Annotated in this window: 10 protein-coding genes; 5 read left to right on the top strand and 5 right to left on the bottom strand. The window is 46.3% G+C overall.

Going from position 1 to position 12,129, the window contains the following annotated elements:
• Nucleotides 1-119: 119 nt before the first annotated feature.
• The 3 genes from metF to metB all read right to left on the bottom strand — a co-directional run bounded on the left by metF (nucleotide 120) and on the right by metB (nucleotide 4,785).
• A complete protein-coding gene (gene metF / locus Q1A86_RS06850) occupies nucleotides 120-1,010 on the bottom strand; it encodes a methylenetetrahydrofolate reductase (protein WP_299804557.1) in 891 nt (296 codons plus the stop codon).
• A gap of 205 nt (nucleotides 1,011-1,215) precedes the next feature.
• A complete protein-coding gene (locus Q1A86_RS06855; RefSeq protein WP_299804559.1) occupies nucleotides 1,216-3,609 on the bottom strand; it encodes a bifunctional aspartate kinase/homoserine dehydrogenase II in 2,394 nt (797 codons plus the stop codon).
• Between the two features lie 15 nt (nucleotides 3,610-3,624).
• A complete protein-coding gene (gene metB, locus Q1A86_RS06860; protein WP_299804561.1) occupies nucleotides 3,625-4,785 on the bottom strand; it encodes a cystathionine gamma-synthase in 1,161 nt (386 codons plus the stop codon).
• Between the two features lie 212 nt (nucleotides 4,786-4,997).
• Between metB and metJ the strand changes: the two genes are divergently transcribed.
• Both metJ and Q1A86_RS06870 read left to right on the top strand, forming a co-directional pair.
• Nucleotides 4,998-5,312, top strand: coding sequence for a met regulon transcriptional regulator MetJ (gene metJ / locus Q1A86_RS06865; protein WP_012153825.1), 315 nt, complete (start codon nucleotides 4,998-5,000; stop codon nucleotides 5,310-5,312).
• A gap of 223 nt (nucleotides 5,313-5,535) precedes the next feature.
• Entirely contained in the window at nucleotides 5,536-6,267 is a 732-nt protein-coding gene (locus Q1A86_RS06870) for a sulfite exporter TauE/SafE family protein (RefSeq protein ID WP_299804565.1), read from the top strand.
• Nucleotides 6,268-6,285: 18 nt separating this feature from the next.
• Here the strand turns inward: Q1A86_RS06870 and Q1A86_RS06875 are convergent, their stop codons facing one another.
• Nucleotides 6,286-7,479, bottom strand: a complete 1,194-nt coding sequence (locus Q1A86_RS06875) for a conjugal transfer protein TraF (protein ID WP_299804567.1) — start codon at nucleotides 7,477-7,479, stop codon at nucleotides 6,286-6,288.
• A 208-nt stretch (nucleotides 7,480-7,687) separates the two neighbouring features.
• On the bottom strand, nucleotides 7,688-8,602 hold the full coding sequence (locus Q1A86_RS06880) for a LysR family transcriptional regulator (protein WP_299804570.1): 915 nt from the start codon (nucleotides 8,600-8,602) through the stop codon (nucleotides 7,688-7,690).
• A 148-nt stretch (nucleotides 8,603-8,750) separates the two neighbouring features.
• Here Q1A86_RS06880 and Q1A86_RS06885 point away from each other — a divergent pair, with 148 nt between their 5' ends.
• The 3 genes from Q1A86_RS06885 to Q1A86_RS06895 all read left to right on the top strand — a co-directional run bounded on the left by Q1A86_RS06885 (nucleotide 8,751) and on the right by Q1A86_RS06895 (nucleotide 12,089).
• Nucleotides 8,751-9,470, top strand: coding sequence for an SDR family oxidoreductase (locus tag Q1A86_RS06885; protein WP_299804572.1), 720 nt, complete (start codon nucleotides 8,751-8,753; stop codon nucleotides 9,468-9,470).
• Between the two features lie 408 nt (nucleotides 9,471-9,878).
• Nucleotides 9,879-10,208, top strand: coding sequence for a cytochrome c (locus Q1A86_RS06890; protein WP_299804574.1), 330 nt, complete (start codon nucleotides 9,879-9,881; stop codon nucleotides 10,206-10,208).
• A gap of 168 nt (nucleotides 10,209-10,376) precedes the next feature.
• Nucleotides 10,377-12,089: a DUF3373 domain-containing protein gene (locus tag Q1A86_RS06895; protein ID WP_299804576.1), complete on the top strand. Its 1,713-nt coding sequence runs from the start codon at nucleotides 10,377-10,379 to the stop codon at nucleotides 12,087-12,089.
• Nucleotides 12,090-12,129: the final 40 nt, after the last annotated feature.

Genomic DNA, 12,129 nt, shown 5'->3' on the forward strand with positions numbered 1-12,129 from the left:
CTCTTCCTGTAATCTCAACGGCTAAGCTTACCAAGTCAGCTATGCCAGACTAGAATATAGAAACAAAAAAACCAACAGCATGAGTCCACTATTGGTTTTTAATCAGAATATGGTGTCGACTATTTACCAGGTCTAACCCCTAATGTATGGCAAATTGCATAGGTCAGCTCGGCACGATTCAATGTATAGAAGTGAAAATCCTTCACCCCTTCGCGGGACAAGACTTTAACCATGTCGATAGCCACGTTAGCCCCAACCATCTGACGGGTAATGGCATCGTCTTCAAGACCCTCAAACTGACGGTGTAACCAGCTTGGTATCGACACGTTGGTCATAGCGGCAAAGCGCTTAGTCTGGTTAAAGTTAGTCACAGGTAGGATCCCTGGGATGATTTCAGCGTCAATCCCTGCCGCAGCACAGCGGTCACGAAAACGCAGGTATGATTCCACATCGAAGAAGAACTGAGTGATGGCACGATTAGCGCCGGCATCTATCTTCTTTTTAAGATTAATCAGGTCAGACTGGGCATTACTCGCATCGGGATGCACTTCTGGATAGGCTGCCACCGAGATATCAAAGTCGGCTACCGACCGAAGCAAACGCACAAGATCATTAGCGAACCGAGTTGGCTTAGGGCTACCGTCAGGCAAGTCTCCACGCAGGGCAACAATGTCACGAATACCGCTATTCCAGTAATGTTTAGCCAGCTCTTTTAGTTCTTCATCACTGGCATCGACTAGTGTGAGGTGCGGTGCAGCAACCAAGTCTGTCTCTGTCTGGATACGCTCAATCACACTATGGGTTCTATCGCGAACACCTGAGTTGGCACCATAAGTCACCGAGACAAACTTTGGATTTAATGGCTCTAAACGACGGATAGAATTCCACAGTAACTTTTCCATCTCTGGAGTTGAAGGCGGGAAAAATTCGAAAGAAACGTTAATGTCACCATTTAGCTCAGATAGGCTCTGGTTTAATGATGTTGCATGTTGTGCGTGATGAAAACCCATTTCTACTTCCTCAACTTCAGCATTAATTTAGCACCCCAACAAATAGACGTTTGGACGTCTATATGTCCATATACTAGAGAAACTGAGATTGAAGTCAAGCCTAAAAAGCAGGCAAGTGAGTTTTTTTCCTAAAACAATCCTCCTCAATAGATAAACCAATAAAAAAGGACTCAAATGAGTCCTTTTTTATTGATTAACATGAAATTTATTCTTGTAGCAGGTCGCGACAAATATGTGCGAGATCTGACTGCACCGCCGCTGCTGTCACTAAACGCCCCGCTCCAGGACCACGAATAATCAACGGGTTATCCTGATAGAATTCGCTACGGATCACAAACACGTTGTCACCTGGCGTTAGATTCGCATAAGGGTGGCTGATATCAACCCACTGTATCCCTACCTCTGCTTTCAACTCACCATTGACCTTATCTAATGAGGCTACGTATCTTAGCACCTTATCTTGCTCTGCCGCCGCAACGAACTGCTGTAGCATCTCTTCATCGAGTTCAGTGATACGCGCCAAAAACTGCTCTAGAGGTAATTCGGCTAAGTTTGCAGGCACCAGAGATTTAAGCTCAATATCTTCAAGCTCAATCTCGAAGCCAATCTCACGGGCAAGAATAAGTAGCTTACGCTGCATGTCTCGACCAGAGAGATCATCACGTGGATCCGGTTCGGTGATCCCCAAGCCTCTCGCTTCTATGACTAACTCAGAGAAAGGTTTCTTGGCATCGAAATTTTCGAATAACCAGCAAAGGGTGCCAGAAAAGATCCCGCCAACCGCCTCGATACTATCGCCGCTGTTATGCAGATCGTTCAATGCATGTTGCACAGGTAAACCTGCGCCACAACTGGCATTATAACGCCAAAATAGACGACGGTTGTCTAGTTGCTGCTTCAGCTCTCGATAGAAGGTCAGCGGCCCGGACCCGGCCAGTTTGTTAGCGCTGACAACATGAATACCACGAGCGAAAAACTCTGGATACTGTAAGGTCAAGTCGGCGCTGGCACTGATATCCAGTGCTATGACTTCATCACACTCTAAATCATGTAACTCTTCAAAAAGATGGCTGTACTGCCAAGGCGTTGCATGCTCTTCGAAGGCCTGCTTCCATGAATCGAGCTCAATGCCCTCATCACTGATCAAAGCCTTACGTGAACTGACTAACCCCACCAACTCTACACTAGCCTCGAGCTCTTTATTGAGTGCCGCCTTAGCACCACTAAATAACTCGACCCAAGCTTCGCCTATGTTACCGACACCGAGTAGCAGCACGCCAATACGCTTACGAGGGCCTGCGCAGCGACGGTGCACTTTTTGAGTTAACAAGTTCACCTGCCCTTGAGGTACCAAAGTCACTAGGCTCATGCCGTCATTAAACAGAGGTCTAGCGTTACGACTTAGCAATCTTGCAAATCCACGACGATACAGGCTGGCATCGGCGCTCACTAGCGCGACTAAACCCAGATCTTCGGTGATCTTAATATCGCTCACGCCTAAGGCATCACGGTTAACATCCAGTAACGCCAAAACTTGCTTCTGATTTTCCAAGGTCACCGTTAGCTCAGCACGCCCCAGCCCCAGCTCCCAGTAAGCCAGTGGACTCAGACCAGTCTCCTCAAGCAGTTCGATAAGCTGCTTAAGCTCAGTTTTAAGCTCAAGATTAAACAGCGCTACGCTGTTTAGATTAGTCACCACTGGCGCACTCGCCGACGAACTCTTTGGTGCAATCAAGGTAAAGTCGGTATGGGACGCGTAACTTGAGCGAACAGCCAAACTCACTTGAGTATCAAACAATGGCTGCAGCGTTCTGTTATGCAGAACAGGTGAGCCTAGGTGTGCCAAGCGGTTAGCTTCGGCTAATGACAAGCTACTCAGTAGCTTTGCATCATTGATCTTATTAGGATCGGCGTTAAATACACCCTCAACATCGGTCCAGATCGTCACGCGCTCGATATTTGCTAAGCTGGCAATCAAGGTGGCACTAAAGTCGGAGCCATTACGCCCAAGGAGTAAGGTGTCACCCCGTTCATTGGCGCAGATAAATCCGGTAATGATCAGGCGTTCATTAGGATGAGTTTCTGCCATCGAATGCACGCGCTGACGAGATTCCTGTAAACGAATCTGTGGCACAGCGCCTTCGTCGGCAATCAAGAGTGTGCGAGCGTCCACATCGGATGCCGCGACACCCGATTCACGCAATAGCGCCGCCAATAGGCGTGCAGACCAACGCTCACCAAAGCTAACGACCTGATTGCTTTGGTAGTCATTAATCGACTCTATCGATAACAAGCTGATTAGCTGTGCCTTATCGTTAGAGAGTCGTTCTCTAAGAGAACGTGCCTGCTCATTTGAGAGCAACTGCTCAATCAAATTTTGCTGGAAACTAATCAGTGTTTGTAGTTCTTCTTGCCACAGCTGTTTAGTTGTACTCAACTCGAGTAACTTATATAAGAAATTAGTGCTTTTACCTGCCGCAGACACCACAACTAAATCATCGCTATGACCGTGAGTCAGCAGAATATGAGCAACGCGACGGTAACAGTCTGCATCCGCAAGACTTGAGCCACCAAATTTATGTAAGTGACAGCGTGCCATCGTATACCCCTTTAATTAACAAGCGGCTGCGGCATTAAGCGCAGCTTCAATATCGGCAACAAGATCATCGGCATCTTCGATACCCACAGAAAGACGGATAAGCGTGTCTTTGACTCCAGCTTCGGCGCGAGCCTCTGGATCCATCGCTCTATGCGTCATGGTTGCAGGAACGGCGACTAAACTCTCTACACCACCTAGGCTCTCTGCAACTGAAAAATAGCTAAGATTTTTTAAGAATGTGACTAACTGTTCTTCCCCACCCTTGAGCTCAAAACTCAGCATAGCGCCAAAACCTTTTTGCTGTTTAGCCGCGATTTCATGACCCGGATGATCTTTAAGCCCAGGATAGTATATCTTGGACACGGCTTGGTGGTTAACAAGGGTATCAAGAATTCGCTGCGCATTCGCCTGATGTTCGCGAATTCGTACTGCAAGTGTACGAATTCCGCGCAAAGTGAGGTAGCTGTCAAATGCTGAGCCCGTTAGCCCTAGCGTGTTTGACCACCAATGCAGCAATTCACCTAACTCTGGATCCTTAGCCACGACTGCGCCGCCAACCACATCGCTATGACCATTGATATATTTAGTGGTGGAATGAATGACTATATCGGCGCCGAGTAATAACGGCTGCTGCAAGACTGGCGACAGGAAAGTGTTGTCGACAACCACTAATGCGCCCACCTCATGACTCGCTGAGCAGATAGCCTCAATATCGACCACACGCAGCAGTGGGTTCGACGGCGTCTCTAGCCATACCATCTTAGGCTTTTGCGCTATCGCTTGATTAAGTGCCTGTGAGTCGGTTTGATCGACCACCAATAACTTGAACTGACCTTTTTTGGCCAAATTGGTAAATAGGCGGTAACTGCCACCGTAACAATCATGGGGAACAACAAGAAGATCATCGGGTCCAAGTAAGCTAGTGGCAAGCGTTATTGCCGCCATGCCGGTACAAGTCACTACGCCCGTTGATCCTTTTTCAAGTTCAGCAATGGCATCACCTAAAATAGAACGTGTTGGGTTACCTGAACGGCTATAGTCGAAATCTCTTGGGTTCTTATGACCATCAAAAGAGTAATTAGTAGAAAGGTAGAGCGGCGGCACGACTGCACCATGCTGGCTATCGGACTCAATTCCTTGACGTACAGCCGCAGTGGCTAATTTACGCTCAGTCATGTACTACTCCTTTTGCTGTTAACTTTTTACTCAAGAGATGTCTGGACGGCTAAATGTACCTAAGCACTCAGCCCGCGTCAACCACTTTAGCCGTTTAGACGTCCATGCATATAGAAATCTATTTGCAATTGTCATAAATAAGAGGCAATAATTTGACTGCACAATTTAAAGGGTTAAAATCTGCCCCGAATTTTGAAATAACAGGTGAGTCAATGACTGAGTGGAATGGCGATTATATCAGCCCATATGCTGAACACGGCAAAAAGAATGAGCAAGTGAAAAAAATTACTGTGTCCATTCCTTTGAAAGTACTCAAAGTACTTACCGATGAACGCACACGCCGCCAAGTGAACAACTTGCGTCACGCCACCAATAGTGAACTGTTATGCGAAGCATTCTTGCATGCGTACACAGGTCAGCCACTACCAAACGACGCCGATCTTACTAAAGATAAACCTGACAGCATGCCTGCTGAGGTTAAACGTCTAATGGATGAAATGGGCATTGAGTGGGAAGAACTTGAATAATCTTCATCGATTATCTTCAAACGTGATCTCCAGATAAGGACTGCCTAGCAGTCCTTATCTATTTTTGGCCTTATATGGCCTCGCTCTATTAATCTGTAACCAATAATCTTTAACTAATAACCTGTAATCTGTAACCCAAATTACTAACCTAAATTACTGAACCGTTCAAACAGAGTGCCGAGCCCCTCTTCGCTCTACTATAGCCAACTGGCTGGATAAACTGATGATCGAACCCGTTACGCTTTTACTCGCCTCGCTGATTATATTTTGTGGCGCACTGACCCAAAGTCTTATCGGCTTTGGCCTAGCCGTGGTGGCAAGCCCCTTACTCTATATCGTCGACCCGAGTTTGGTTCCAGCACCCGTGATTATGATGGGCTTTTCGATTGCACTGCTTACACTGTTTAGAGAACGCGGCCAGCTTGAATTCAATGGTCTGCAGTACGCGTTATTAGGGCGTATTCCCGGTGGCATATTAGGTGCCACCCTGATTTTAATCGCGCCGCAGCCTATCTTAGGTCTCGCCATTGCCGGAATTGTTGCTTTAGCCGTCGGATTAAGCCTGATGAAGTTCAGCATTCCAGTGAATAGATTTAGCTTATTTATTGCAGGTATTTTATCCGGTGTTTTTGGAAACATAGCCGCAATTGGCGGCCCGCCGTTGGCTATCTTGCTATCAGGTAAAGATGCCGGACAATTTCGCGCCGCCCTCTCAGCCTTCTTCATCTTTAGCTCTATGATCGCCCTTATCATATTAGCTTTTGCGGGCTTATTAACTGTGCAGCATTTTTACATCTCATTGATGTTGTTGCCGTCTGTTGTGCTGGGTTATATCGTTGCAGGACGCTTAGTGGGTCGAGTCGACAAACAAAAAACCAGAGCGTTAACTCTGGCTTTATGTGCAGTTAGTGCACTCATTTTAACGGTTAAGTCGACTATCGAATTGATGAGCTAATCAACTAGAAGCGGTTCGCTAGAAATGATAGGAGGTCTGCAATACGCCTCCTACTGCATTGTCGTCACCAAACATACCAGTTAAGTCTAAGAAAAATGATTCACCGAACGCAAAGCCGGTGCCCAAAGAGTAAAGGTTCGCGGTAGAGTCCTTCATATCGTGACGATAACCCAGTCGTAGCGCCATCCAGTCAAAAGCCCTTACTTCACCACCTAGACGCCAGTATTGGGTGCCGTCGAGCTCTTTAAACTTCTTATTCTCATTCAGGTCGATATCCGTCGTTACCGATAAAATATCCCAATCGTAAGCGACACCCGCCGTCACTAAAGGCTCGACTCGATAAGTAAACGTCTGCCCTTCAATTTCTATGGTATCCACCTCTTGGCTGATCAGGTTTCGCCCCGACAAACCTAAGGTTAAGCCATCGAACGGTTGCATGGCGACGCCAATATCTAAGTTAAAATTGGTCTCATCATTGCGATACTTTGCATCATCAAAATCACTAGCATCGAAGTTGTTAGCATTGGCGATATAGTTGTAGGTGTCGATGCGTTGAAACTTAGGTGAAATCCCCACTGAGATAGGCATATTAACAATCGACAATGGAAAGCTTAATGCAACGCCTAAGTCGGATACGGCTCCGCCGACCACTTGACCTTGAGAGTCCAAATCGCTGATCTCGGGAGGGTTATTAGGATCGAGATTATTGAGGGTATCGATATCTGATTGCGCAATATCGGCAACCCCGACGGCGTTAACATAACTCTTATAGAAGATAGCCATCGGCATCCTCTGGTATGGAATCGTGACACTAAAACCAAGCCCCGCACTAGCATAGGCTGAAGTACCATTTAATGACTCTAAGTCGGCCACCAGCTCATCACGAAACTCATCTATAGCCCCCGTATTGCCTACATCGATTGCCGCTTCGAGGGCATCATAGGAATCGTTCAGCGAATCGAACTTATCGATCATGTCATCACTGTCGGCCACATCGACACCTATCACAGGGATCAACAACACCGACGAGTTGTCTCTATGCGCGTTAATCGCAAGTAAGGCGGGATTAACAAATGCCGCGCCCTCTTTATTTGAAGCAGCAACTCCCGCACCGCCCATCGCATCACTGCGTGCCTCGTAATACTCTTGCCCTCCATGGGCGACAAAGCAGGGTAATAAGGCACAAGCCAGTGCTATTTTGTTCAGGTTCATCCATTCGCCCTTTTAATGTCCTTAAACGCTTTAAGCTGCTATACGGCTCAAATCGATAAAAGGTGATTTTGTTCTTAAGATATTTTAAGACAAAATTTAATAAAGCGGAGAAAAAACCAACCTCAAAGCTACACTTTCACAACAATTAAGTCGAAAGATGGGCGAACAGAGCCACTCAATCCTAAATAAGTCAGCTAGCGAAACTTATTTAGGTATTGGGTAACTCGACGTACTTCATAAAATTCTCCGTAGTAAATTCAATAAACTGCCTAAGCCTAGCGGGCTGAAATTGATCTTTGCTATAAAGTAGATACAAGGGTGTATCAGAGATAGTCCAGTCATCGAACACATGCACTAATTCCCCGCTGTTCAGCTCAGCACTGCAATAGATCTCAGGGAGTCTCACGATTCCGTTACCCGCTAACGCGCTACTTTTCATCACTCGACCATTTTTACACAACAAGGCGCCCGCAATGGTCACCTCTGTCTTCTGGCTTTTGTCGGATCGACGATGATAATTCCAGTGATACACTGAGCCGGTGACACAGGCATGGTTCTTTAAATCCTTCGGGGTTTCGGGGCGGCCATATTTAGCAATATAGCTAGGCGATACTAAGGTGCAATTAGCGATATCCATCAGCTTTCTAGCCACTAAGCTTGAATCTTCAAGCCCACCCATACGAAATACTAAATCAAACTCATCCAGCACTAAGTCCACCCGCTGACTACTAAAGTCGAGGTGGATTTGAATATTGGGGTGCAGGCTCATAAAGTCGTTAACTAGCTGGTTAACGATATCCTCACCGATATAGCCACCCACACAATTGATATTGATCTTGCCCTGAAGGTTATGAGCATCATCGACAGTCTTGGCCACCGCTTGCTCCATCACATCTAGCGCATGCTGACAGCGCTCATAAAAAAACTGCCCCTGTTCAGTCAATCGCTGCGCCCGAGTGGTACGGGTAATCAAGGTTACCCCTAGATAGCGCTCAAGTTGGGTTAACTGCTTAGAAAGGTGCGAGCGTGAACATCCGAGTTTGTCGGCTGCCAAGGTAAAGCTACCTTTTTCCGCAATCACGGTAAAAGCACGCACATCTGCTAAATTTAGGTCTTGGTACATAAATAGGAACTCGTGTTATCTCAGAGGATAGCAAGTAATTAGGAGCCATATGTAAACAATCATATTCTCTGTAGATTATATATCAACAATAAACAGTTAGATAAAATACTCGCAATTCACCAAGACCCCCTTTTTTATTGAGGCTGATATGAAACAATTAATCGTTATTACAGGCGCATCTTCTGGTATTGGCGCAGCCATGGCTCAAGCATTCAGTGCTAAAGGTCACCCGCTTCTTTTATTGGCTCGCCGTGTTGAGCCAATGCAAGCGCTAGGTTTAGAAAACAGCCTATCTATTAGTGTTGATGTTACTGATGCTGACGCGATGAAAGCGGCTATTGCAGAAGCTGAAGCAAAGTTTGGCCCTGTTGGCTGCCTAATCAATAATGCTGGTGTAATGCTACTTGGCGCTGCTGATGTGCAAGATCCTGCAGAATGGAGCCGTATGCTTAACATCAACGTGATGGGCGTATTAAACGGTATTCACGCAGTACTAGCAGATATGAAAGCTCGTAAAACAGGTACTATCATCAACGTAAGCTCAGTTGCCGGTCGCAAGACTTTCCCGAACCACGCCGCTTACTGTGCAACTAAGTTTGCAGTACATGCACTAACTGAAAACATTCGTGAAGAAGTGGCCATGGACGATGTACGCATGGTGACTATTGCTCCAGGCGCGGTTGAAACAGCGCTGTTAAGCCACACCACAAATGAAGAGATCAAAGCTGGCTACAATGAATGGAAAGAGTTCATGGGCGGCGTAATAGAGCCAACTGCCGTTGCCGATGCTGCAGTATTTGCCTTCGAGCAACCACAAAATGTATGCGTACGTGAAATCGTATTAGCACCTACGCGTCAACAGCCATAATTAGATTAACCCCCTTGCGTAATAAAGCCCGTTTGGCACTGTCAAACGGGCTTTATTTTTACCAAAATTTAACCAACACATATCTCTTTAGTGGTAACCAAAAGTCAAAATCGTGATCTAGATCCATTGCAAAAATCATTCAAAACACTTCCAAAATAAATTTCACCGTCACAGAAGTACAGTTAAAATACAACAAAAACAATAACAAACATCACAGCAATACCTGCTCCATTAGATTTTTCTCAATGATAATTTTATCAATTAGATTTTTATCATAAAACTGATCTAGCTCAACAATTAGCCACACGCTAACTGCTAACTTTTATAACAAGGCGGAAGCATTTTTGGAACACTCTGCCAACTTGCAAAGGACGGCGTAATACCAAACAAAAAGAGAGTAAGGAATTGATGATGAAAACTATCACTAAAATCGGTATAGGCCTTGCGCTAGCATTGTCTTTAGGGCTTCAAGCTCAAGCTGCTGATGGCGGTAACCCTAAAAAAGGCAAACACCTCTATAAGAAGGAATGTAAGGCTTGCCATAGCCAAGGTTCCGTGGGAGGCGAGATCACACCAATGAGCAAGACTATGAGCCAGTGGGATCGCTTCTTTAAGCGTATGAAGCATAAAGGCGATCAAGAAGCCTTTAACGCTTTATCCGAAAAAGATCTAAAAGATATTCAGCAGTTCCTCTATGACCATGCCGCAGATTCCGATCAGCCTCAAACTTGTGGCTAACATCTGCTAAGCGACCGAACTGCTTAGAAACACTTTAACCAACAGATAAATAAAAAATGGGGAATAACCTCAGGGCTTCATGCTGCCAAAAATCAGCTTCCCTAGCCCCTAGATACGACCAAGCTTAACTAATTGAAAACAACCAAAAACCCGTATAGGAGAGATGTTATGCGTACCCTTATATCATTGCTCGTTGCCAATGCTCTCGCTTTCTCTGGCAGCGTTTATGCAAACGAAAATGACGCTCAAAAAATCGCAGTTCTCAAGCAACAACTAGAAGAGATCACCAACGAACTTGACGATCTCAATGATCGCGTCGATAGCAATGAGCGCCACTCGGCCCTCGATAGAATTCTCATCACTGGCGACTTTCGCACTAAGGTTCACTCGCTTCACTACCGCAACGTTACTTGGAATCCCGCCATTAAAGTTAACTTTAATGATTTCGGTGCTAAGGCTATGTCCGGCGCCTTTGGTATGCCTAATGACCCAAACTCCCCATTAGGCAAGATGATGGCGGCAGATCCAAATCTAGCAGCGGCATTTCAAAGCGGGCAACTTCAGGGAGTCATGCCCTATGCCTTAGCCCAAAAAACCACTCAAGATATCGATAACGATCTCCTCTACACCACTAGGTTACGCCTCAATTTAAAAGCCAAGGTGTGGGATAACGTCAGCTTTGCAGGCCGATTATCTATGTATAAAAACTGGGGCGACTCTACTGGTGTGCAGGTGTTCGACTCTTGGCGCTCGTTCACCATGGATGGTACCAACAGCGGCAATACCAGTGGCGACTGGTTAAGAGTAGAGCGCGCCTACTTCGACTGGAAAAATATCAATGGATCGCCACTCTACCTTTCTATTGGACGCCGCCCTTCAACCTATGGACCGCCCACTCAGTATCGTGAAAACGAAAAACGTGGTGGCACTCCGTCGGGTCACCTAGTCAACTTTAACTTCGATGGTGCCACCTTAGGCTACCACTTAGGCGAGCTCACTGGTGTTGAAGGCCAGGTTGTACGACTTTGCTACGGTCAGGGCTTCGAATCTCAATGGGGCAACGGTGAGATGTTTGGCGACATAGTGACTAAAGATACCCACCTTGGCGGCTTCAATATTGATGCGATAAATGATGGAAAAAACTTTCTTCAATTCACCCTCTTTGGTGCCAAAGATGTCAACGACGGCTTTAAGGGAACCATGGCTTTCCCAACTCAGCTTGCAGGCATTTTTGCCCCAACCATGTACCAAGATATGCAAAAATTCAGCAACTTTAACTTTGAAACTCGGGTACAACCTAGTGGCGTCATCGGCGACATGTTCTTAGGCGGAATAGGCTTCGCCCGTGAAGAAGATAACGATGTTAAATGGTTTATTTCTGGTGGTTGGACACGCGCCGATGGTAACGGCAACGCAGGCATGTTCGGTGGCATGCTCAGCGATGCGGTCTTTGAAGCACAACTTAATGCCGATGGCAGTGAGATCATTATGATGCCAAGTGTTGCCGACACCAGTGGCCCTAAAGATGGTTACGGCGCCTACGTCGGTATTCAGATCCCAGCCCCTTACGGTAAATTTGGTCTCGAATATAACTATGGTTCTAAATACTGGACCCCATTCACTCAAGCGCAAGATGATCCTATCGGCAGCAAGCTCGCGACCCGCGGCCATGTCGGCGAAGCCTATTACATGTTTGATATCAATCCGCGCATGTTTATCAAGCTAGCGGGACTTTACTACGACTACGAATATACCGGTAGCGGGACTCCAGTTGGTGCTCCACAGGATATCGATGAGGTCATTGCTGGCAACGCATACTCCATGTTACCCATCGTCGATACAGCCTTCGATATCAACGCCTCTTTGACCGTTAACTTCTAATCTAATTAAGCGCCTTCTCGGTTAGCGCCGAGGAGGCAGG

Origin of the sequence: uncultured Shewanella sp., from assembly GCF_947497935.1 — a bacterium.
Classification (GTDB): Bacteria; Pseudomonadota; Gammaproteobacteria; order Enterobacterales; family Shewanellaceae; genus Shewanella.